The organism is Proteiniborus ethanoligenes (assembly GCF_900107485.1).
Taxonomy (GTDB): Bacteria; Bacillota; Clostridia; order Tissierellales; family Proteiniboraceae; genus Proteiniborus; species Proteiniborus ethanoligenes.
Genome location: NZ_FNQE01000039.1, coordinates 1 through 22,820, shown reverse-complemented (window position 1 = coordinate 22,820; position 22,820 = coordinate 1). Strand labels below are relative to the sequence as shown.

Here is a 22,820-nt window from a genome sequence, read left to right as displayed (position 1 = left end):
AGGTATGATACAAAGCATGTCCAGAGTGTCAAGATGCATTGATAATGGACCTATGGAAGCATTCTGGGGCATGTTAAAATCTGAAATGTATTACCTTAGAAGATTCAATTCATACTCCGAATTAGAAACTGCTATTGTTGATTATATAGAGTATTACAATAATCATAGGTATCAAAGGCGATTAAAGTGTATGACACCAATAGAGTACAGAAATTACTTGCAGAATAAAGTTGCATAGAATGAGTCTACGCCAACCATTGTTCAACGATTGGCGTAGAAAGATTTTTATTTTTACCACTGTCTACTTGACAGGGGCATGTTCATAATTCAATATCCTGTGGTATTTTTATATAAAAAATACTTCCTTCTCCTACTTTGCTTTGGATATCAATTACTCCTTGGTGTAATGTTATTATCTGATGTGCAATTGAAAGCCCTAAGCCTGTTCCACCAGTTTTTCTTGTTCTTGCTTTATCAACCCTATAAAATCTATCGAATATATATCCAATGCTCTCTTCTGGTATTCCTATGCCATTATCCTGTACTTCAATAACTGCCCATCTTCCTTTAGAATATAAACTAACTATAACTTCTCCATATTCTTGTGTGTATTTAATTGCATTATCTATAATATTTATAATAGCCTGCTGTATTTTTTCAGCATCTACTTTTATCTGTATTTTTTCTTTTAGATTAAGTATTAGCTGAATATTTTTTTGTTCTGATAATGGCTGCATTCTATTCACTATCTTTTCTAACAGAAAGTTAATATAAGTTATCTTATAGCTTAGGTGAAGCTTTTCTTTGTCTAAATCAACTAGAGATAAAAGCTCAACAATAATATTGTTTAATCGATCGGATTCCGAAGATATATCTGACATAAATTCTTTATAAACTTCTATATCTTCTTCGTCCTGATGAAGAAGAGATTCTGATAATAGCTTCATAGAGCTTATAGGAGTACGCAATTCATGAGAAACATTGGCTACAAATTCTTCTCTCTGCCTATCGACTTGATCAAGCTTCATTATTATTGCATTAAATGCATCTGCCATCTTTTTAAATTCATCATTTGTATTTATCTCAATCTTCTGTTTTAAATCCCCTTTAGACATTCCAATTATTGCTTTTGTAAACCTTTCTAAAGGCTTAAAAACAAAATCTAAAAAAACAAAGCTTATTATAGCTATTATCAATATACATGCCGTGGAAATTAATATTAGACTTTTATTAATATTACCTACTGTAGAGTAAATGTCATTTATGGAGATAGATATAAGAGTAGCCCCAACTATGTTGTTTTGCAATATTAATGGTACAGAAATGTACAGAACATGCCCATAGTCTTCAAAATTATAGACATTGGATGATGTAATGCCCTCTAAGGCATTTTGAATTTCAACATGCTTAAAGGTCTTATTTAAATATTCTTTATTAGAATCACCTATAACTAAACCTTTTTTATCTACTACAATGATTCTAGCGTTGATTTTTTTGCTATGATTAAGGATTATTGACTCCATATACGCGGTATGCTCTACTATTTGATTGTGAATTGTAAAGCTTTTAATATCATTTGAAAGAATATTAGCTCTAATAAGTATATTGCTTTTTCTTTCCTCTATATATATGTTTAATATTATCCTGCTTATAAAGGTATTAATAATTATGAGAGAAATGACTACTAATAACAAATAGGTGGAAACGAGTTTCCACCTTATACTAATAAATTTGTTCTGTTTTTTAAGCCTTTGTCCTAAAATAATAACCAACTCCCCATTTGGTCAGAATATATTCTGCTTGGTTGGAATTCTTCTCGATTTTTTCTCTTAATCTTCTTATGTGAACGTCTACTGTTCTCAAATCTCCAAAGTACTCATATCCCCATATGATTTCTAGAAGTTCTTCCCGTGTAAATACTTTTCCTGGGTTTGATGCTAATAATAGAAGGAGATCAAATTCTTTAGCAGTTAGGTTAATATCTTGACCTCTAACAGTAACTTTTCTACCCAAGGTGTTGATAGTAAAATTATCTAATTGAATTATTTGCTCACCTATTCTAGTTTCTCTTTGATTAACTCTTCTCAATATTGCTTTAATTCTAGCCTTTAATTCTAGTATGTTAAAGGGCTTAGTCATATAGTCGTCGGCACCATATTCAAGTCCAAGAATTTTATTAATATCTTCGCCCTTCGCAGTCAGCATTATTATAGGAACCTGTGATTTCTCTCTAATTTTTTGACAGACTTCAAGCCCATCTATTCCCGGAAGCATTAGGTCTAACAATATCAAATCATAATTCTCTTTTTTAAATCTATCATATGCCTCTAATCCATCATATGCAACGTCAATATCATATCCGTCTTGCTCTAAGCTATATTTTAACCCCTTTACCAACAAAGCTTCATCGTCTACGATTAAAATCTTGGTGTCCATTGTATCACCTCAACCCCTGTTTTAATAACAAAACACTTATTACTATACTAAACTAAATTCTATATTGATTTAATTAATCCTCTTTTTTAAAGAAATAAGTTAATCTATGATAATACTCTTGTGTCTCCAACACGTTTAGTAATCTTTATATCATCGAGATACTCTATAAAAGCAATAGCAAACTTTCTATTTGTATTAAGCAAATCTCTTAGCTGTGCTACTGAAATAGAGCCATTAGTCCTAATAAAGTCCTTTGTCTTTGTAATTGCTTCAGCATATGACTCTTTATGTACAATATTTTCTTCCTTAAACCTTATCAATATACCCATATCAATTAGGGCACCAAAAACCTGGTCTATAGCTTTCTTTTCGTATTTTAGATAATCATAAATTTCTTCTCTTTTTAAGGCTGTAAATCTACTGTCAAGAAAGATTTTTTCTATTTTTTCTTTAATCTCATTTTGAGCTATATTAAATTTAACTTCAAAGTCTTTTAAGGCTAAGTTTTCATTAATAGGCTTTATTATATCATCTTTTATAAGCATGTTAATAAAGCTATCTCCTAGTTTTTGTTTAGCTAAACCTAAGTACTTGCTTCTTATTTCTTCCTTAGGCATACCAGATTTCAAAGGATTTTTCTCATGGAATTTTTTTAACTCTTCAGTAATTTTTTCGGATAAATAGTCACCATAATCTTTATGAATTATGTACAAATCTTTAAGCAAACTAAAAGTTAGTACCTTATGATCTTTGCTAAGTTCATCTATAGTCTTTAATATTCTTTCTTCAGTCATAACAGTTAAAACAGATATGTCTTTTACATTCGGAAAGTGCTTGCTCTTATCCTTGATTATCTTTTCTATAATATCGGCAATATCACCTGTTTCCTTGATTTCTAGCTCTTTTATTACCTCTTCATCAAATCTCTTTCTTTTAGGTGGATTTGGTTCTAATATTTCTCCTCCCCCTATAGTCATCATTGGAGAATAAAATCTTATTATAAATCTATCTCCGCGCTTTGCAACTATTTCTTCTTCTAGTCTGAGCTGAGCATAACAGCTTTCCCCTGGTGTCATCTGTTCTCTATCTAAAAACACTACTCTACAGAGGACTTCACTAGAGCCTATATAAAGTCTAAGTCTTGTTCTATTGTCAATAATCCTTTGAGAATCTTTCAGCAATTTCAATTTAACATCAACCATCATTGTAGGCTCCATTGAGCCTATGGGTGCTATAACATTTCCTCTTTCTATCTCAGTTTTTTTAAGACCAGCAATATTTATGGCAACTCTTTGTCCTGCATAGGCTGTGTTGCTGTCGCTACCATGTACTTGAATAGATCTTATTCTTCCAGTCTTATTTCCTGGGAAAACTTGTATCTCTTCCCCAATTTCAAATTTTCCTGAGGTAAGAGTCCCAGTTACTATTGAACCAAAGCCTTGCATAGAAAAAACCCTATCTACAGGTAATATAGATGTCCCTGTAATATCTCTCTCCTTAACTTCTTCAGTAAGCTCATCAATAGTTTCTATAACCTCTTGTATCCCCATTTTTGTTGTTGATGAAACTGGAATTATTGGACTTTCTTCTAAAAATGTACCTTTTATTCTTTCACGAATATCTTCTTCTACTAAGGCTAGCCATTCTTCATCTACTAAATCTGATTTAGTCAATGCAATAAGTCCCTTTTCTATACCTAGAAGATTTAATATATCTAAATGCTCTTTTGTTTGAGGCATTATACCCTCATCAGCAGCTATAGCCAAAACAACAACATCTATACCCATTACACCAGATAGCATGTTTTTAATAAATTTTTCATGTCCTGGTACATCTATAATTCCAGCTCTTCTTCCACTTGGGAGATCAAAATATGTAAATCCCAATTCTATTGATATTCCTCTTTCTTTTTCCTCTTTTAATCTATCAGTTTCTCTTCCCGTTATTGCTTTTATTAATGTTGTTTTGCCATGATCTATATGTCCAGCTGTACCTATAATAACATTTTTCATTAGTAACACTCCTTCAAGTTATTGCTTGAAGCAAATTTTATTCCTTCTGCTACAGTATCAAATTCTTTTTCATCAACTGTTCTTAAGTCAATATATAATCTATCCTTAAAGATACGAGTAACAATAGGAGTGCTAAAGCTTCTTAATCCTTTCTCTAAAGAAGAAACACTTATTTTATCTGAATATATCATAATACACTTAGTAGGTAGTTGCTCAAGAGGCATGGAGCCTCCACCTACCTGAGAGTAATCGTCAACAATTTCTGTAGTTAATTCCTTTGATTTTTCTTGATTAATTTTAGATAATAACTTCTCGGCTTTTTTATTAAGCTCCTCCTGTGTTGCTGTAAGCATCTTTAAAGTTGGTATTTTATTAATTGCAATATCTTCTTCTATATATAACCTCAAAGTAGACTCTAGGGCTGCAATAGTGAATTTATCTATTCTTAATGCTCTATTTAAAGGATGTCTTTTCATAACATCTATATATTTCTTTTTACCAATGATGATACCTGCTTGAGGCCCTCCTAAAAGCTTATCTCCACTAAAGGTTATAACATCTACTCCTGCATTTACAGAGTCTTGAACTGTTGGCTCGTATTGAAGACCGTATTTCCTTAAATCTACTAAAACTCCACTTCCTAAATCCTCAATAACAGGTATATGGTATTGCTCCCCTAAATTAACCAACTCTTCTAAGGATACACTTGCAGTGAAACCTAGGATCCTATAATTGCTGGTGTGAACCTTAAGAAAAGCTGCTGTATTTTCATTTATAGAACTCTCATAATCTTTTAAATGTGTTTTGTTTGTGGTCCCTACATCAACTAGCTTTGCACCACTTTGCTCCATAACTTCTGGAATTCTAAAAGAGCCTCCTATCTCTACTAGCTCTCCCCTAGAAACTATAACTTCCTTACTTTTAGCTAAACTGCTTAAAGCCAATACAACTGCCGCTGCATTGTTGTTTACAACTAAAGCCGCTTCAGCTCCTGTTATCTTCTTAATAATATCTTCTAGATGACTATATCTCGATCCTCTAACCCCAGTCTCAAGATCAAATTCTAGATTATTATAGCTAGAAGATATTTCTGTCATATGCTCCATTATTTCTTTGCTAATTAAAGATCTGCCTAGATTAGTGTGAATAACAACTCCTGTACAGTTAATTACTTTTTTAAGCTTTGGCTCTATAGCTTTTCTAACCTTTTTTTCTATTGTATCAGTTATGAAATATATCTGTCTATCTAGCTCCTCTAATGCTATTTGTTTATTTGATATAGAGTCTCTTAGTTCAGCAATTACAGCTCTTGTTGAATCTGCAATAATTTCCCTAGGAGCTATATTATAAAGATTTTCAATTCTTTTATCTTCTAATATTTGATCAACTTTGGGCAGCCTGCTATATAAATTCATAGTGTTGTTCATAGACTATCCTTCCTATCTCTTTATTTATAATAGATTATTCTACTATAATATATTTTTGCTGTTTCTCTAATACTTCTCCAACTATTCCATACTGCGTAGCATTGCCTTCAAGTTCCTTCATTAACAACTCTACTTTATTGGCATCTACAGAGATTAAAAGCCCTCCTGAAGTTTGAGGATCATATAATATGTCCTTCATTTCTTGAGTTATTCTATTATCAAAAGAAACCTTATCTCCAATAAAGCTCATATTTGAGTATGCACCACCAGGCACTAGCCCCATTTTTGCATATTCTAATGCTTGAGATAAAACTGGTATTTTTTCAGAGTATAGCTTAATTGTTACATTACTGCCTTCTGCCATTTCTAAAGCATGGCCTAAAAGCCCAAACCCAGTAATATCTGTACAGCTATTTGCATCAGCTTTTAGCATAGCATCCTTAGCATACTTGTTTAATGTTGTCATTATTTTTACAGCCTTGTTATATGTTTCTTCATCTACCATTTGAGCTTTAATAGCAGTGTTGATAATTCCTATTCCTATGGGCTTAGTCAAAATTAATTTATCTCCTACTTTTGCATTACAATTTGTAAGGACCTTATCAGGATGAATAAATCCACTAACGCTAAGACCATATTTAGGCTCATCATCCTCTACTGTATGACCTCCTATAAGGATAGCTTTTGCCTCATTAACCTTATCATATCCTCCTTTTAATATGTCAGCCATTATCTGTGGAGGTAAGCATGTGGGAAAACAAATAATATTCATTGCCAGTTTAGGTTCTCCACCCATTGCATATACATCGCTTAAAGAATTAGTTGCTGCAATTTGCCCAAAGGTATAAGGATCATCTACAACAGGTGTGAAAAAATCTACGGTTTGGATAATCGCAGTATCTTCATTTATTTTATAAACTGCTGCATCATCAGAGGTTTCTATACCTACAATTAAATTTTCATCATATGTTTTTGGTAATTGACACAGAACCTGTGCCAAGGTATCAGGACCAATTTTAGCTGCTCAACCTGAGCTTTTTGACATTTCAGTAAGTCTTTTTTCCTTTTGGGTCATAGCTATCACCTCTTATTTAACAGTAATATAGTCTTTAATAGAATCAAATTTCTTATCCCCAATTCCAGATACTTTCTTTATATCATCAATATTTGAAAATTTATTGGTACTTCTATACTCAATTATTCTTTCTGCGATAACAGGACCTATACCTGAAAGCTTTTGAAGTTCTTCTTTTGTTGCTGTATTAATATTGATTTTGGTCTGAGTAGTGCTTGTATTATTACTCTGACTAAAAGAAGTTATTTCAATTTGAGATATTTCTTCTCCTATTTTAGGTATGTAAATCTTTTCCTCATCGTATACCTTTTTAGCTAGATTTATCATTTTTTCATCTGCATATTGTGTTAATCCTCCAGCTATATTAATTACATCTATGACTCTAGCTCCCTCATTTAATTCAACTACTCCTGGTCTTATAACTTCTCCATCAATATGCACTATAATGGTTTGGGATATATCCTCTTCAGTATCTACCTCGTCTTTTAATGAGTCTGCTGTTACATTTTTTAAACTATCTAAATCCAAATAACCTTTATCTCTCTCCTCAAGCTTCATACCCCTATTTGCATACATAGGATATATTAAGAAAGAAGCAAGGATAATAACAAATACTAGTATAACTATTCGTTCTCTTTTTGTAAAGTTAAGCACGATAATCACCCCAGTACATTGATATTCTTACCGTATTATTCTATACAATACATGTATTTCCTTCATATAATTTGTAAAAACTTTTCATAAATAATTTATTTTCATAAAAATTTTGTCATTGTCTTAAAAATAATGGAGAATTTTGATATACTATATTAGTAAACATAAGCGGAGGTGGTATATTGAAAAAAATTATATTATTTTTCCTATTAATATTCTTTATATTTAACGCAGAAACATTAGCTTCTAGTTATGAGCCTGATATATCTGCTGAAGCTGCAATTCTAATAGATGCAGATACTGGTATGATACTTTTTGAAAAAAATGCCAATCAATCTATGTTTCCTGCTAGCACTACAAAGATTTTAACTGGAATAATCGCCATTGAAAAAGGAAGTCTTGAAAAAAAGATTGTTGTAGATAAGGCTACACCTTATGAGATCAATGGAAGCCATATAGCTCTTGAGCCAGATGAAGTTTTAACCATGAAGGATTTAATCTATGCAACACTTATTGAATCTGCTAATGATGCTGCTACAGTAATCGGTAAGGATATTTCAGGCTCTACAGAAGAGTTCGCAAAACTTATGAATAGTCGTGCTAAAGAAATGGGAGCAAAAAACACTAATTTTACAAATGCAAATGGTCTTCCAGATGACAACCATACTACAACTGCATACGATTTAGCTATGATTGCTAAATACGCAATGCAAAATGAGCTTTTTAGAGATATCGTATCTAATTATCTCTATACCATAGAGCCTACTAACAAAAAAACAGATTTTAGATATTTAAGGTCTTCAAACAAGCTATTATATAGTACAGAAAAAATTAATGTTAATGGAAATAGTGTACCTATTAAATACGAAGGGGCTAATGGTATAAAAACTGGGTATACAGTACAAGCTCAAAGTTGTCTAGTGGCTTCTGCTCATCGTAACGGACAAAACCTAATAAGTGTAGTATTAAAAGCAAATGGAAATAACGTATACATAGATACTCATAAGCTTTTAAATTATGGTTTTGATAACTTTTCAAATGTTAAGGTTGCGTTTAAAAATGAATTTATAGATAATATCGATGTAGAAAATGGAGATAAACCATTTGTTACTGGGATAGTAGGTAGTGATTTGTTTAATCTAATTCCTAAAGGAAAAGAAGCCCAAGTGAAAAAAAATATTATTCTTCCTCAAAAAATTTCTGCCCCTGTCAACAAGGGACAAGTAATTGGAAGAATTGAACTTACGCTTGACAATAAGATTATCGGCACATGTAATATAGTTTCTGCAATGGAAGTAAATCAAAAAGCTGCCTTTGAAGTAGTTAATATTGAAGGTAGCAGTATTCTTAAAAAATGGTGGTTTTGGCTAATCTTTTTATTTATAGTTTGGAGAACATATATAGAATTAAAGAGAAGAAAGATAAAAAAGAGAAGGAGACAATCCTACTTATATAGTAAATTCTAAAGGTGACCATAGGTCACCTTTTATATTATTGCTATAGCCTCAATCTCCACATTTCCATCCTTAGGTAGTCTTGCTACTTCCACACAAGATCTGCCAGGTTTATGTTCATTAAAAAATTCGCTATATACTTGATTTATTAATCCAAACTGATTCATGTCTTTTATAAATACTGTAGTCTTAACTACGTCATTAAGAGTAGCACCTGCTGCTTCCAACACTGCTTTAAGATTTTCAAGTGATTGTCTAGCTTCATCTTGTATATTTCCCTCTACTAAGTTACCAGTTTCAGGATTTATTCCTAGCTGTCCAGAAGTGAAAACCATATTTCCTGCTACCATAGCCTGCGAATATGGCCCTATAGCATTTGGTGCTTTTTCAGTAAATATTGACTTTTTTTCCATATCTACAACCTCCTCAAGTTAAATATTAATCAATTTTATGCAACCTTATTTCCTCTAGATAATTATATATCGTGTACCTAGAAACACAAAGCTTTTCTGCCACATATTCAATGGAACCCTTGATTAAGAAAATTCCCTTTTCATTTAATATGCGTACTATTTCAACTTTATCTTCCTTATTAAGGTAAGATATAGGTTTGCCAATATTATATAACACTCCTGATAATATATTGTTCATTACATGATTTATATTCTCATAATCAGCTTGATTATAATTATTTATACTTTCACCAACTAAGCAAAAATCGTCAAAGACTCTTTTAGCTAATAAAAAATCTGAAATATCAAAGCTAATAACCACAATCCTGTCTTCAGAATCATTCTTGTCCTCTACAAGAAAAATTAATGCTTTTATGTTTCTTCCTTCTCTATTTGTATAGGTGAATACCTTGTATTTCTCATTATTTGCAAATTTATTTAATGCCTCTAGCTCAAACTGATTAATTTTATCTCCTATCTTACGAGATGTTACATGACTATTTTCAATATAGATTATACTTTTATTAGATTTAGCCACAACGATTTCACAGGCCTGACCTAATAGTTTGCCTAACCCATTTGCTAAAGAAATTAAGTTGTCATGTAAAAAATCTATTTCAATAGTCATATTTTATATTCCTTCTTTCCATACTGTATATTTATATATGGACGTTTTTTGCGTCAGCCCATAATCTTTCTAGATTATAAAAATCTCTATCCTCTTTATAAAATACATGTACTATAATGTCACCATAGTCTAGTAATATCCAGTTACCTGTATTATACCCTTCTTTATGCCTTAGTTCGAAACCATTTAAATGCATCTTTTCCTCAATTGCATCTGATATGGCCATTGCTTGTCTTTGAGAATTTCCACTTGCAATTACAAAATAATCTGCTATACTAGTTAGCTCAGATATTTTCAATATTTTAATATCAAAAGCTTTTTTGTCCTCTGCAGATTTTACTATTGTTGATAATTGAATATCCAATATACTACCTCCTGATTAATATTAATTATTTGTCCTAGCCTTTTCTTCATTCTTCATAACCACATTATGATCTAAAAACATATTGTTCACCATTTCCTGAGATTCTTCTGGATTATGAACAAAATACCAAATCCCATTTATTAGCTTTGGTTCGCCTGGTAATGTAGCCATTTCTATGTTGTCAGTATCAACATTTTTTGCTTTAAGTGCAAATTTGGCAATTACATCTAATGGTATATTTGTATCTACATTTTTAAAATAGGTATCAATGAATTTAGGAAGTTTAATTATATTTATTGGATTTAAGGCTTGTTTTATTGCACTATTCATAAACTGCTGCTGAGCCTTAATTCTGCCTAAATCTTGATCCTTATATCCTTTCCTATATCTTAGAAATTCTAATGATTTTTTCCCGTTTAAAGTTTGTTTTCCTTTTTTAATATCAATATGAAGCGGAGGATCAGCTACGGGATCGCTATATTTCATATCCATAGGAACATCTACTTCGACTCCTCCAATTAAATCTACTACTTCTTCTACAATTTTATAATCTACTCTAACAAAATATTCAACATCTACACCTAGTAAGTCCTTTACAGCTTTTATTGATAAATCTGGTCCACCATAAGCATGGGCATGATTAATTTTTTCTTTGTTTTGTCTGCCTCTTATAATTGCCATAGTGTCCCTAGGTAAAGACAATATTGAAACTTTTCCAGTAGTATCATCATATTTGCAAAGCATTATAGTATCTGTTCTTTGATTTTTGTTTTTATTTAAATCCTTAGAATCTATGCCTAATAATAAAAAAGTTATCTCTTTTTTATCATTATCACCCTTAAATAAATCTGTAATAGTAGAAGCCAAAGTGTCCTTTCCATTTTCGCTTCTCATTACGAATACTATTATACCTCCAAAAAATAAAGAAAATATTACAAATGCTGTTATAAAGGTTTTAAAAAATCTTGTCATTAATATACCACTCCAAACTAGTTAGTTTCATTTATTAGATAATTTCTTGCAGCTATTGTGTCAGGATGAATATAATATCCCCTATCTATAACATGCTTTATTGTATTGTCCATAGCTTTAAGCAATGCCTTATTTAAATCATCATAAGCTAATTTTCTAATCTCGTCTACTCCAAAAAAATCTCTACTTGGTTCTATATAATCTGCTATGTATATTATTTTTTGAAGTAAGCTCATGTTAGGCTTGCCTGTAGTGTGATATTTTATTGCGTCTATTATATCTCTATCATCTATCTTATGCTCCTTCATAGCTATCTCAGCACCTAAAGCACCATGTATTAACTCAGGGATTATATTTACTTGACCTTTTTGAATTATACCAAAATCATAGGCCTTTTTCAACAATTCTGATTTATCCGCATATTTCCCACAATCATGTAACAATCCAGCAATAGTAGCCTTTTCTATATCGCTATTATATTTTAATGATAGCTTTCTTGCTTCTTCCATCACTCCTACTGAATGAAGATATCTTTCTAATCCAATACTATTTATTAATATGTCTTTTGAATTTTTTATTATATCTAAATGGTTATCCATTCTATATACAGTCCTTTTCTACATTATCTTGATATAGTTTATGCTTGATTATATATGCTTCTACTGACTCTGGAAGTAAATATTTTACTGTCATTCCATTCTTGATTCTATTTCTTATGTCAGTTGAGGATATCTGTAACGCAGGAACAGTAACTGTATATATGCTTCTATTATATTTAGACTCTAATTCCTTAACTTTTGTTTCAATTTTTGACATTTGAAATCCCGGCCTTGTAGCAGCAACAAATTTGCATATACTCAATAATTTATCCACATCCTTCCAAGTAGATAATTGCAGCAATGAATCTGCCCCTGTAATAAAATAAAATTCAGCTCCATCCCCACAACATTTCTTTAATTCCATAATAGTGTCTATTGTATATGTGATTCCTTCTCTTTCTAATTCTATTGAAGAAATATCAAAATAAGGATTTGAAATTGTAGCTAATAAAGCCATTTGATATCTATGGTTTGAAGATGTCACTTTTCTAGAATCCTTATGAGGAGGATTACCAGCAGGAATAAATATAACCTTGTCCAAGTTAAATTTGTATCTAATTTCTTCTGCAATGACTAAATGTCCTGCATGAATCGGGTCAAAGGTTCCACCCATAATGCCATATTTCTTTATCTGATTACTCATAGAATGACCTCTCAGTCTTATTTATAAGATAAAATACATACTCAATCTTTATTATATAATATTTTATTTACAACTTAAACTAAAATCTACATTAACAAACTAAATTTATCCAAATGATAAGGTATCTGTTTTTTTAATTTAAATTAATATAGTCTTTAATTTCTTCTATATCTTCTCTACTATCATAATATAAGGTATGTGTTTTTTCAATTTCAAAATTTTTCAAATATATTATTAGCTTACCATGGGTGTCTTCTTCATATTTTATACATTTATATCCCTGATCATAAAGTTGTTGAATTTGAATTTTGCTATTGCCCATCTTTGATTATCTCCTTATATGAATTTTATAAAGCATAAAAGAGATTGGTTTCCCAATCTCCTTATATTTTCCCCATATTTTTTCATTTCATCATAAGTTCTTATATATTTCCTATGGTAACTCTATTTTTTTATTTTCTTTTGATTCTCTGTAAATGACAAATTTATTCCCTATGCTTTGAACGAATTCAGCATTTAGACTATCAACGACTTGATCTGCAGCTTCCTTTGCAGCTAAGGAACTGTTGTTAAGTACATTGATTTTTACTATCTCTCTTGCCTCAAGTGCCTCATCTACTTGCTTAAGAAAGCTTTCAGTTATTCCATTTTTGCCTATTTGAAAAATTGGATCTATTGTATTTGCTAATGCCTTTAAATAGCTTCTCTGTTTTCCACTAATCAATAATTACACTCCTTTAACATTAAACTTCTACTTCTTTTCTTGATTTACGTCTATGAACTTCATAATTTTGCATTCCTTTTTTCCATCCACTTCTAGATTTTTCAATAGGCTCATATTTACTGTTAATTACAAAATCCCCTTTAGCTATACAGTAATAAGTTGGTTGGTTTTCTTTACAATTTCCACAATTTATGCAGTCCATCTCCCTAACTTGACCTCCATTAATCAAAAAATTCAAATTCATAACCACAAATATTTACTATTTCTTCATTTTTAATACCTAATTCTTTAAGTTTATCTACAACTCCCCTCTTCTTAATCATTCTTTGAAAATACCTTATTGAGTCTAAGTCATCAAAATTAGTAGAATTAAGAAGCTTTTCAACAAAATCTCCTTCTACAAAATATTGTTCATTTTCTTTTCTAACAATAATATCATCTTTCTTCTCTTTTAATTCATAAGTTTTATTTTCTTCTACAATCTCAATGGTTGGCTCTATTTCACCTGCTTCTTGAAGCTTATTCCAAATGCCGTATTTAAGCTCCTTTATCCCCTGCCTAGTAGCTGCGGATATAGGATATAGTTCATATCCTAGCTTGCTAACCTCTTTTTCAAGCCTATCAAAGCCATCGCCTTCTCCTAATATATCCATCTTGTTCCCTACTACAATCTGAGGTCTACTTGCTAATCTAGCATCATATTTTTCAAGCTCTTGGTTAATTTTTATAAAATCTTCTACTGGATCTCTTCCTTCTTGACCAGATACATCTACTAAATGCACTATAACTCTAGTCCTTTCAATGTGTCTAAGAAAATCATGTCCAAGTCCTATCCCCGTATGTGCTCCCTCAATAAGTCCAGGGATATCTGCTATTACAAAGCTTTTGCCACCTTCTATTTCAACAACCCCTAAATTAGGAGTCAATGTAGTAAAATGATAGTCCGCAATCTTTGGTTTTGCATCAGTCATAACTGATAACAGAGTAGACTTGCCTACGTTAGGGAATCCTACTAGACCAACATCAGCTAACAGCTTAAGCTCTAGGACTATCCATCTTTCCTCTCCTTTTGAACCACCTTCAGCAAATCTAGGTGCTTGTCTTGTAGAGGTTGTAAATTTCATATTCCCCTTACCTCCACGACCACCTTTTGCTATTACATATGTAGTCCCATCTTCAGTTAAGTCGGCAATAATTGCATTAGTTTCAGCATCCCTTATAATAGTTCCCTGAGGAACTTTTAGAATGAGATCCTGTCCTTTTTTGCCATATTGCATTTTTGATTTCCCATCTTCTCCATTTGGTGCTTTATGGTGTCTACTGTATCTGAAGTCCATGAGAGTTCTAATATTTCTATCTACTTCAAGTATTACACTACCGCCATCTCCACCATCACCACCTGCTGGCCCACCTGCAGGCTCATATTTTTCTCTTCTAAAGGCTACTGCGCCATGACCGCCATTGCCTCCTTTTACAAATATCTTTGCCACGTCTATAAACATCTCATTCATCCTTCTATTTTTAATAATTTTATTATACCAATTATCATAATAGTGTCAACTATCTATTAGTATTCCATTAAAAGTTAATATTAATAATTATTATATATTCATTACATAAGAATAAATACTATCCTCTGTTATCAAATCTTTCGTATTATTAAGGTGAAAAACTACTTCAAATCCATCATCAGCTTTAGTTATGTTTTCAAAATAGCCGTATTTTTCCTCTAATAGCTCTATATCAATATGACCATTAAATACAAATTCTATTTTTTCCTCATGCTCATATATATCTATTAACAGCTTTGATTCCTCGTAGTTTTTATTTGTACAGCTTATAAAAGCATCTAGAATCTTAGATATGCTGTCTAAAATCAGCTTTTCGTTTTCGATTCCCCTTAACTCACTATCTACATAGCTATCCACCTCAATAACAATCTCCAATCCCTTATTTGTGGCTTCTCTTATTTTTTTATCTAATAGAATAGATATAGAAAAAATAGTTAAATAATAGCATTTCCCAATACCAGATGAAGTAACTATAGACTTTTTAATATGCTCTAAAGCTTTTTTACTGTCATTTAATTGCAAATATCCATATACAACCTGGTATATATTCATAAAATCATGTCTCTGCTCCCGCAATAAGTATTTAGAATCTTTAATAAGGCTTCCCTTTATTTTTTCAATTTCATTGTAGGTTTTAATATTATTCTTAGTTCTAAAAAGCACCGATAGCAATTTTAGTATAATCAATAGTATTAATGGTATAACAAAAAACATATTGATTTGAATTTTTTTCAGGATTAAAGATAATACACACATTAATAATAAGAATATCTGGACAGTCTCATTAATAATTTCAAAAAACATGATACTATACCCCCTGTTTGAATCTATGTTTGCTTTTTTACCATAACTTCCCCTGTGCTAAACAAAAAACCTACCTTTATTGGTAGGTTTTATAATTATCCTTAGGCTTATGCTAGTTCTTCTTTAGGATAAACACTTACTTGTTTTTTGTCTTTGCCTTTTCTTTCAAATTTAACAACACCGTCAATTTTAGCAAATAGAGTATCATCTCCACCTTTGCCAACATTTAATCCTGGATGTATTTTTGTTCCTCTTTGTCTAACTAATATATTGCCAGCTGGTACAAATTGTCCGTCTGCTCTCTTAACACCTAGTCTTTTTGATTCACTATCACGACCGTTTTTAGAGCTACCTACTCCTTTTTTAGATGCAAACAGCTGTAAATTTATTCTTAACATATCTTACACCTCCCCATATTTGAGAGTTATATAATCGGGATAAATATCTGCCAACCCTCTTAATCCTACTAACATAGTTTCCAACACCACATCCGCCTTTTCTCTTTGAGCTTTGGGCAATCCATGTGGTAAGGATACCTTTAAATATCCTTTTTTGTCATCTATTGAATATGAAATATTGCTTCTCTTTATACCACATACTTCATTTAGTGAAATAAGGGCTGTTTGGCTCAATATTGATATAGATGCACATAATATATCTTTACCAAATACATCATAATCAGTATGTCCCTTTATTTCATATTCTACTATACTGTCATTACTGTTTCTAAGTATAGTTATTTTAGTCATTTTAAACACTATCCATTTATTTTTTCTATCTTAACTTTTGTATATGGCTGACGATGACCTTGTTTCTTTCTGTAGTCTTTTTTTCTTTTGAATTTAAACACTACAATTTTTTTTGCTTTGCCATGCTCAAGAATAGTTCCGTTTACAGAAACTCCGTCTACGTATGGCTTACCTACTTTAATGTCTTCATCATTAGAAATTAAAAGTACTTTATCAAAGCTTAAAGCTTCACCTTCGTTTCCAGCAACTTTCTCAACAAAGATAGTATCTCCTTCTTGAACTCTATATTGCTTTCCACCTGTTTCAATTACTGCATACATTACGCTACACCTCCCCTAACCAGTCTCGCCAACGCTAGGTACCGAAGTTTTAAAACCTGCATTGAGCGGCTACTTACAAAATAAAAGTTTATCAGATGATAAGCAAAAAGTCAACAAAATATATATGCTTTTTTACTCTTCCCTATATATTCATGCAATTATTTATTTATCTAATATTCCTTTAATAAAATCAACTTTTCCAATGTTTTTCACTTTTATTTCATTATGATGTATGGAATCACTCTCTCTAATAAACATATTGATGCCATATTCACCCTCTATTCGTCTAATAATATAATTGTTATTATCATACAAATATTTTGCAATATGCGGGTTTACTTCTAAAATCACAGCTTCAGCACTGGTATGTAATTTTAATCTTTTTATTTCTTTTTCTATTAAACCTATAACAAAGCCTTCTGAATATACTCTACCCGTTCCATCACAATATGGGCATTCCTTTAATAAATGTGAAGTTAATCTACTTCGTACTTTTTTCCTAGTCATTTCTACTAATCCTAGCTGAGTAATACCTAAGACAGTAGATTTTGTTCTATCTTTTTTTAGTTCATTTTTTAAAATTTCAAGTACCTCTTTTTCATGTTCTTCATTGTTCATGTCAATAAAGTCTATAATTATTATACCGCCAATATTTCTAAGTCTAACTTGCTTGGCTATTTCCTTAGCAGCTTCAATATTAGTCTTAAGCACTGTATCCTCTAGATTAATAGTTCCTACATATTTCCCTGTATTTACATCTATTGAAGTCAAGGCTTCTGTTTCATCAATTATTACATATCCTCCACTTTTTAGCCAAACTTTTCTATCTAAGGCTTTATTCATGTCTTGACTAATGCCAAAATGTCCAAAAATATCATAGCTTAAGTCAAAATATTCTACTCTTGACTTTAATTGAGGTGAAATCATTTCAACTAACTCTACTATGCTCTTATATTCATCTCTATTATTAATTACTAATTTCTCTACATTATTTGTAAATAAATCTCTTACTGTTCTGTGTACTAGGTCTAGGTCCTTATACATAACCCTAGGTGCAAAGCCTAGATTTCTTTCACTATCTATTTTATTCAATACCTTTAATAAAAACTTAATATCATCCTTAAAGTCCTCAATTCCAAGACCTTCCACAGCAGTTCTCAATATTAAGCCCATATTTTCAGGCTTTATGCTTTCTGCAATTTCTTTAAGTCTATTTCTTTCGGTTTCGTTGCTAATACGTCTTGATATTCCTATATAATCGGTGTAAGGCATCAGTACAATATGCCTTCCTGGTATAGTTATATGAGTAGTAACTCTAGCCCCCTTGCTACCAAAGGGTTCTTTGATTACTTGAACAATAATATCTTGACCCGACTTAATTACATCCTTAATTGAAATATCCTTAAGGTTTAATTTTTTATTTGATAGCATTTCTTTAGGTATTGCATCTTTAACATAAAGAAACGCATTTTTTTCCAAACCTATATCTACAAATGCTGCCTGCATGCCAGGAAGAACATTTACAACTCTACCTTTGTAAATGTTACCAACAATTCTCTTATTGTCATCCTTCTCTATATATATTTCTACAAGCTCATTATTTTCTATAACTGCCACTCTATTTTCTTGTATTCCTACATCTATTATTATTTGATTCATAAAATCTCTCCTAAGCTTATATCCTAAGCAAATTAAATAAGGTCTTAAAAATTATTATATATAATTTGAGCTTCTCTTCATATAACTTAATTTTATATAGGCAATGACATAGCACCTTCATTTTCTGTAAATAATTCAAGTCTGTGTATCTTTAAACTATCCTTTACTATCCTTATATCAGTATACTGCTGGAGTAACTCTACAACCTCATCTGGCTTTAAATTTCCTTGACTACCTGTCATTAAAGTTGTCTTAATTACAATTATATCATCTTCATTAGATAGAAGAAATAATTCTTTTATTCTATCCTTAACATTGTGATGCTTTACTGTGATATTTTTTCCTTTCTTTTTTTCTTTAGTCAAGATAATTTCTTCTCTATCTAGAAGCTTATTTATTTCTTGACTAATCCTTTCTGAATTCATTGCTTCAATAAGAGTAAATCCTATAATATAACTTGACCATCTTATTGATGATACAATGGAGCTCTTTTCATCTATATATACTGCTTTTAGTATTTTTACACCTTCAGGTAATACATTATTTAATCCTTGAACAAAATTTTCTATGTCTATTTTTTCATCTAGCTCCACATCCATATACTCTCCATCACTGGATACTCCTAGAGCTAATGCTGTAGCAAGGCTAAAGCGTGGATGAGGATTGAAGCCTTCACTATATTTTATTGGAATATTAGCCCTTCTAAAAGCCCTTTGAAAAAGCCTCATCAAATCAAGATGTGAAATATATTTAATATTATCTGTTTTCGTAAATCTAGCTCTTATCATCATTAGCAAACACCACCTGTAAAACTAGTATTAATACCACAGCCTGTGCAGCCATTTCTGCAATCTTGAGTAAGAATGCCTTTTTTTGCTTTTTCATTTTCATTAATAAAATATTTTTTAGTCACTCCTATATCAATAAAATCCCAAGGCAAAATCTCATCATAGCTTCTCTCTCTTGTAGCATAAAAATCAGGATCTATGCCTGCTTCTTCAAAGGCAACCATCCATTTTTCAAAATCAAATTTATCTCCCCAACCATCAAATTTGCAGCCTTTCTCCCAAGCTTTTACTAGCACCTTAGATAATCTTCTATCTCCTCTGGCTAAAACAGCCTCTAAATAGCTTAATCTTGAATCATGATGATTATAAGTTATTTTATTATCTTTGATATTTTTCTTAAGTAAAACTATTTTCTCATTAAATGCTTCAATGCTATCTTGAGGATACCATTGGAAGGGTGTAAATGGCTTTGGAACAAAGCAAGCTGTACTAACAGTTATTTTTAAATTCCCTTTTCTTAATTCTTTAGGTCTCTGAAAGAAAATATCCTTTACATCATAGGCTAAATTCTTTATTCCTAAAACATCATCAAGGGTCTCAGTGGGCAGTCCTAGCATAAAATAAAGCTTTACTGTTGACCATCCAGAGTTAAATGCTTCTTCTGTGGATTTAAATAAATCTTCTTCTGTAATGCCTTTATTTATTACATCTCTAAGCCTTTGGGTTCCAGCTTCCGGTGCAAAGGTTAATCCTGTTTTTCTTACCTTTTGAATCTCTTCTATGACTTCTAGTGGAAATGAATCTAAGCGTAGGGAAGGTAGAGATAGTCCTATTTTTTTATCTTTGTATTCTTTTATCAATATCTCTACTAGCTTGTATATTTTAGAATAATCGCTTGTGCTCAAGGAAGATAAGGATATTTCCTCATGGCCTGTAGACTCTATTAGTTTTTTAGCATACTCAACTAATACATCAACGCTTCGTTCTCTTACAGGTCTATAAATCATACCTGCCTGACAAAACCTACAACCCCTTGTACAGCCTCTGAATATTTCTAGCATTACTCTATCATGAACTGTTTCAATAAAAGGAACTATAATCTTGTCTGGGAAAAAACCTTCATCTAGATTTTTTATTATTCTCTTTTTTATTTTTGATGGATATTTATCATCAATTGGAAAAAAAGCTTTTATTGTTCCATCTTCATTGTAATCTGCATTGTAAAAATCTGGGACATATATCCCTTCAATATTACTTATCATCTCTAAGTAGTCTTTTCTATCTCCACCACTTTGTCTCCATTTTTTATATAATTGGATAATTTCCAGTGTAACTTCTTCTCCTTCTCCTATTACAAAAAAGTCTATAATACCTACTAAAGGCTCTGGATTGTATGCACAAGGACCACCTGCAATAACAAATGGATGCTCTTTACCTCTATCAGCTGACATAATAGGTATACCCGCTAAATCAACCATGTTAATAATATTTGTATAGCTCATTTCATATTGAAGCGTAAAACCAACAAAATCAAAGTTTTTTATAGGATCTTTTGTTTCTAACCCATATAATAGGATGTTGTTCTTTCTCATTTCTTCTTCCATATCTAGCCAAGGGGCAAATACTCTTTCACAATATATATCTTCCTTGTTATTCAAAAGATTATACATAATATGTAGCCCTAAATGAGACATACCCACTTCATAAACATCAGGAAAAGCAAAAGCAAATCTAACTGTTTCTTCAGTTACATTTTTCTTTATTATATTTAATTCATTCCCTATATACCTAGCAGGCTTCTCCACTTTAACTAATATATTTTCTAATTGTTGATTGTTTTTCATCTGTACCATCCTTTTTCTTTTAGTAAATAAATCTCTACCTATTTGTTGTATAATAAATAGACATTTATTATTCTATCATTTTTGCTCTTTTAAAGTAATTTTTCTAATGTAATATCATATCCATATCTATATATACCATCTATCAATTGAATTTCAGTAATAGTACCTATAGTCTCTCCGTTATTATTTATTAAAATGAATATATGATATCTGCTTGGCAAAATATATTCTATTGCCTCTTTTATGTTAACACTTGTCAAGCAAACTAGAAAATGTACTTTTGATATCTTTGTTTTTTTAAATTCATCTTTTTTTCTCATTATTCCACTAATGAAAACAAAAGCTGCCATTTCCCTTTCCTTCTTGGCAGCAACTATAGTAAACACTGCTACTATGCTTAAATAAGTAATTTCTAGTTTTATTATCCCATTTAATATATCATAGAGGATAATAAATGTACATATAAAATATGTACTATATACAAGTTTATTTGTAGCAGATTTGTAGCCAATAAATAATGATAATAGACTTCTAGCAACCTTCCCTCCATCCAAGGGGAAAACAGGTGCAATATTTAATAAGAACATTAGCTTGTTGACTTTTATTATATAATTAATTATATAGCTATTCAAATAAAGGTTTTTAAGTAGAGTAAAAAATAGCATTATAATAAGATTACATAATGGACCAATTATACATATTACCATTTCCTCTTTAGGTGACATCATTCTAAGATTATTATGTCTTGCTACTCCGCCAAAAGGAAATAGTTCTACTTCATTTATCTCTAGGCCATATAGCTTAGCTACAGCATTGTGAGAAAGTTCATGTATAAATACGGTTATAAACATAATAATAACCTCGACAATATATCCATAAAAAAAATATAAAATGAATATAACCAACATAAATACATTTATTATTATATTAATGTTTTTTATTTTTATATTCATTTAATAAACCTTCCCATTACTGGCCTGCTTCTGTACTAAATGTTTGAACAACTTTATCTGGTATTTTTACTATGTTTTTTACAAAATCAATTACTTTTCTAGTATCTTCATGTATGTCGTATGAATAGTTAATGGAGTTATCTACTATCCTTATAACATTATTAGTAAGTTTCACATTTATCCTTTTTATGACCAATACAATTAAGACAATAATAATGCAAATCAGTATTCTATTAATCTGTTTTCTATAAAAGACTGTGCTGCTATTGCCACTGTAATGATAGGTTTGCTTTCTTCTTAACCTATTTATCATATTATTAAATTTAGCTTTTATATTTATTTTAATCACCTTCCTTCGATTTAATATTAGCGTTTGTCATAACTTGCAACGCTTGAAATCACTGTGTTCTATACAGTGATTTTTTCTTATCACTCAAAAATATTTCTATTTTCAAAAAGGGTTTTCGCCTCTTTATGTCAAATAATATAAGTACCACCAAATATTATATTAAGGAGGCGAAGCCCTTGTTTGAACGTCAATTAATCTTTAATAACATTGATTTATTTACATCTAATAGCAAAACAAAATTTTATGAAAAAATCTTCGATATCATTGATTTGTCTAGTTTCCCAAAATATCATTCGTCTAAAGTTGGACCTACTGGTTATTGTCTTCATGCTCTTTTAAGATC

Annotated in this window: 27 protein-coding genes; 2 read left to right on the top strand and 25 right to left on the bottom strand. The window is 30.9% G+C overall.

Features of this window, described 5'->3' with window-relative positions; translation table 11 throughout:
- Nucleotides 1–238: IS3 family transposase (locus tag BLV37_RS13490; protein WP_143031482.1), on the top strand; the 238-nt coding region annotated here is incomplete at its 5' end.
- A gap of 82 nt (nucleotides 239–320) precedes the next feature.
- On the opposite strand, the gene BLV37_RS13485 is transcribed toward BLV37_RS13490, so the two are convergent.
- The 6 genes from BLV37_RS13485 to BLV37_RS13460 form a co-directional block, all read right to left on the bottom strand.
- Nucleotides 321–1,694: a sensor histidine kinase gene (locus tag BLV37_RS13485; protein WP_244270549.1), complete on the bottom strand. Its 1,374-nt coding sequence runs from the start codon at nucleotides 1,692–1,694 to the stop codon at nucleotides 321–323.
- A gap of 49 nt (nucleotides 1,695–1,743) precedes the next feature.
- Entirely contained in the window at nucleotides 1,744–2,436 is a 693-nt protein-coding gene (locus BLV37_RS13480; protein WP_091732601.1) for a response regulator transcription factor, read from the bottom strand.
- A 104-nt stretch (nucleotides 2,437–2,540) separates the two neighbouring features.
- Nucleotides 2,541–4,448, bottom strand: coding sequence for a selenocysteine-specific translation elongation factor (gene selB / locus BLV37_RS13475; protein ID WP_091732599.1), 1,908 nt, complete (start codon nucleotides 4,446–4,448; stop codon nucleotides 2,541–2,543).
- Entirely contained in the window at nucleotides 4,448–5,875 is a 1,428-nt protein-coding gene (gene selA / locus BLV37_RS13470) for an L-seryl-tRNA(Sec) selenium transferase (RefSeq protein WP_091732597.1), read from the bottom strand. Before selA ends, selB begins: the two co-directional genes overlap by 1 nt.
- A 34-nt stretch (nucleotides 5,876–5,909) precedes the next feature.
- Complete coding sequence (gene selD / locus BLV37_RS13465; RefSeq protein WP_091732594.1) at nucleotides 5,910–6,950, bottom strand: selenide, water dikinase SelD; 1,041 nt, start codon at nucleotides 6,948–6,950, stop codon at nucleotides 5,910–5,912.
- 12 nt (nucleotides 6,951–6,962) lie between these two features.
- The gene (locus BLV37_RS13460; protein WP_091732591.1) at nucleotides 6,963–7,604 is read right to left on the bottom strand and encodes a helix-hairpin-helix domain-containing protein; all 642 of its coding nucleotides are present in this window, start codon (nucleotides 7,602–7,604) and stop codon (nucleotides 6,963–6,965) included.
- Nucleotides 7,605–7,786: 182 nt separating this feature from the next.
- On the opposite strand from BLV37_RS13460, the gene BLV37_RS13455 reads away from it, so the two are divergent.
- Nucleotides 7,787–9,070 carry a D-alanyl-D-alanine carboxypeptidase family protein gene (locus BLV37_RS13455; RefSeq protein ID WP_091732589.1) on the top strand — a complete coding sequence of 428 codons (1,284 nt, stop codon included), beginning with the start codon at nucleotides 7,787–7,789 and terminating at the stop codon, nucleotides 9,068–9,070.
- 20 nt (nucleotides 9,071–9,090) lie between these two features.
- On the opposite strand, the gene BLV37_RS13450 is transcribed toward BLV37_RS13455, so the two are convergent.
- The 19 genes from BLV37_RS13450 to BLV37_RS13360 form a co-directional block, all read right to left on the bottom strand.
- Nucleotides 9,091–9,471 (bottom strand): RidA family protein, encoded by a 381-nt coding sequence (locus tag BLV37_RS13450; RefSeq protein ID WP_091732586.1) that lies wholly within the window; start codon nucleotides 9,469–9,471, stop codon nucleotides 9,091–9,093.
- Nucleotides 9,472–9,496: 25 nt separating this feature from the next.
- Nucleotides 9,497–10,138: a helix-turn-helix transcriptional regulator gene (locus tag BLV37_RS13445; protein ID WP_091732584.1), complete on the bottom strand. Its 642-nt coding sequence runs from the start codon at nucleotides 10,136–10,138 to the stop codon at nucleotides 9,497–9,499.
- A 31-nt stretch (nucleotides 10,139–10,169) separates the two neighbouring features.
- The gene (gene rsfS, locus BLV37_RS13440) at nucleotides 10,170–10,502 is read right to left on the bottom strand and encodes a ribosome silencing factor (RefSeq protein ID WP_425287126.1); all 333 of its coding nucleotides are present in this window, start codon (nucleotides 10,500–10,502) and stop codon (nucleotides 10,170–10,172) included.
- Nucleotides 10,503–10,523: 21 nt separating this feature from the next.
- Nucleotides 10,524–11,474: an LCP family protein gene (locus tag BLV37_RS13435; protein ID WP_091732578.1), complete on the bottom strand. Its 951-nt coding sequence runs from the start codon at nucleotides 11,472–11,474 to the stop codon at nucleotides 10,524–10,526.
- A 17-nt stretch (nucleotides 11,475–11,491) separates the two neighbouring features.
- Complete coding sequence (yqeK, locus tag BLV37_RS13430; protein ID WP_091732576.1) at nucleotides 11,492–12,073, bottom strand: bis(5'-nucleosyl)-tetraphosphatase (symmetrical) YqeK; 582 nt, start codon at nucleotides 12,071–12,073, stop codon at nucleotides 11,492–11,494.
- 1 nt (nucleotide 12,074) lies between these two features.
- The gene (gene nadD, locus BLV37_RS13425) at nucleotides 12,075–12,716 is read right to left on the bottom strand and encodes a nicotinate-nucleotide adenylyltransferase (RefSeq protein WP_091732573.1); all 642 of its coding nucleotides are present in this window, start codon (nucleotides 12,714–12,716) and stop codon (nucleotides 12,075–12,077) included.
- Nucleotides 12,717–12,849: 133 nt separating this feature from the next.
- Nucleotides 12,850–13,038, bottom strand: coding sequence for a hypothetical protein (locus BLV37_RS13420; RefSeq protein ID WP_091732568.1), 189 nt, complete (start codon nucleotides 13,036–13,038; stop codon nucleotides 12,850–12,852).
- 111 nt (nucleotides 13,039–13,149) lie between these two features.
- On the bottom strand, nucleotides 13,150–13,440 hold the full coding sequence (yhbY, locus tag BLV37_RS13415; RefSeq protein WP_091732566.1) for a ribosome assembly RNA-binding protein YhbY: 291 nt from the start codon (nucleotides 13,438–13,440) through the stop codon (nucleotides 13,150–13,152).
- Between the two features lie 19 nt (nucleotides 13,441–13,459).
- A complete protein-coding gene (locus BLV37_RS13410; RefSeq protein ID WP_091732606.1) occupies nucleotides 13,460–13,642 on the bottom strand; it encodes a hypothetical protein in 183 nt (60 codons plus the stop codon).
- 19 nt (nucleotides 13,643–13,661) lie between these two features.
- A complete protein-coding gene (obgE, locus tag BLV37_RS13405; RefSeq protein WP_091732563.1) occupies nucleotides 13,662–14,942 on the bottom strand; it encodes a GTPase ObgE in 1,281 nt (426 codons plus the stop codon).
- A 99-nt stretch (nucleotides 14,943–15,041) separates the two neighbouring features.
- Nucleotides 15,042–15,815, bottom strand: a complete 774-nt coding sequence (locus BLV37_RS13400) for a Spo0B domain-containing protein (protein ID WP_091732561.1) — start codon at nucleotides 15,813–15,815, stop codon at nucleotides 15,042–15,044.
- A gap of 107 nt (nucleotides 15,816–15,922) precedes the next feature.
- Nucleotides 15,923–16,213, bottom strand: a complete 291-nt coding sequence (gene rpmA, locus BLV37_RS13395; protein ID WP_091732558.1) for a 50S ribosomal protein L27 — start codon at nucleotides 16,211–16,213, stop codon at nucleotides 15,923–15,925.
- Nucleotides 16,214–16,216: 3 nt separating this feature from the next.
- Complete coding sequence (locus tag BLV37_RS13390; protein WP_091732555.1) at nucleotides 16,217–16,564, bottom strand: ribosomal-processing cysteine protease Prp; 348 nt, start codon at nucleotides 16,562–16,564, stop codon at nucleotides 16,217–16,219.
- Nucleotides 16,565–16,572: 8 nt separating this feature from the next.
- Nucleotides 16,573–16,884: a 50S ribosomal protein L21 gene (rplU, locus tag BLV37_RS13385; RefSeq protein ID WP_091732552.1), complete on the bottom strand. Its 312-nt coding sequence runs from the start codon at nucleotides 16,882–16,884 to the stop codon at nucleotides 16,573–16,575.
- Nucleotides 16,885–17,046: 162 nt separating this feature from the next.
- Nucleotides 17,047–18,543, bottom strand: coding sequence for an Rne/Rng family ribonuclease (locus BLV37_RS13380; protein ID WP_091732548.1), 1,497 nt, complete (start codon nucleotides 18,541–18,543; stop codon nucleotides 17,047–17,049).
- 92 nt (nucleotides 18,544–18,635) lie between these two features.
- The gene (locus BLV37_RS13375; protein WP_091732545.1) at nucleotides 18,636–19,334 is read right to left on the bottom strand and encodes a TIGR03936 family radical SAM-associated protein; all 699 of its coding nucleotides are present in this window, start codon (nucleotides 19,332–19,334) and stop codon (nucleotides 18,636–18,638) included.
- On the bottom strand, nucleotides 19,334–21,175 hold the full coding sequence (locus BLV37_RS13370; RefSeq protein ID WP_091732541.1) for a TIGR03960 family B12-binding radical SAM protein: 1,842 nt from the start codon (nucleotides 21,173–21,175) through the stop codon (nucleotides 19,334–19,336). The genes BLV37_RS13375 and BLV37_RS13370 overlap by 1 nt, the downstream gene beginning before the upstream one ends.
- 89 nt (nucleotides 21,176–21,264) lie before the next feature.
- The gene (locus BLV37_RS13365) at nucleotides 21,265–22,128 is read right to left on the bottom strand and encodes a M50 family metallopeptidase (protein WP_091732538.1); all 864 of its coding nucleotides are present in this window, start codon (nucleotides 22,126–22,128) and stop codon (nucleotides 21,265–21,267) included.
- Between the two features lie 16 nt (nucleotides 22,129–22,144).
- Entirely contained in the window at nucleotides 22,145–22,441 is a 297-nt protein-coding gene (locus tag BLV37_RS13360) for a hypothetical protein (RefSeq protein WP_176967988.1), read from the bottom strand.
- Nucleotides 22,442–22,820 lie beyond the last annotated feature (379 nt).